The sequence below is a fragment of the Nonomuraea sp. MG754425 genome (genome assembly GCF_021699195.1).
Taxonomy (GTDB): Bacteria; Actinomycetota; Actinomycetes; order Streptosporangiales; family Streptosporangiaceae; genus Nonomuraea.
Genome location: NZ_SSXE01000490.1, coordinates 1 through 500, shown reverse-complemented (window position 1 = coordinate 500; position 500 = coordinate 1). Strand labels below are relative to the sequence as shown.

The following is a 500-nucleotide window of genomic DNA, read 5'->3' as shown; positions in this document are numbered from 1 at the left end:
GAGATCAAATGGGCCTCCGGCATCGGCGTCCTCGACGCGCAGGCCCGCACCTGGCTGCTGCCGTACCAGCCCGCCGGCTCCCCCTGCCTGTGCAGCGACGTGAAGCGCGACGACCTCGGCCGCTTCATCGACCCCGGCCAGTCGATCGACGTCTACGCGGTACTGCCCGCGCCGTCGGGCAACCCGGCGACCACCACCGTCGTCACCCCCGTCGGACCACCGATGCTCGACGTGCCCATCAGCGACGAAGCCCCCACCGGCGACTTCCCCGACCCCGACGCCGAGCCCGTCACCCCGCTCACCCGCCGCCTCATCCTGCCCTCCGAATCACTGGACAAGTCGGAAGAGACCGCCGACGACGGCAAGGACCTGCAGATCAACCTCTCCTCCGACGTGCTGTTCGCCGTGGACAAAGCCACCCTCACCCCCCGGGCCAAATCGGTCATCGCCCGGACGGCCACACTCATCGACGCCTCCCCCGCCACCGAGGTGACGGTGGC

1 pseudogene is annotated in these 500 nt (G+C 70.4%); it reads left to right on the top strand.

Annotated elements, in window-relative coordinates:
* Positions 1-500, top strand: a pseudogene (locus FAF44_RS53625) (hypothetical protein); the annotation flags it as partial.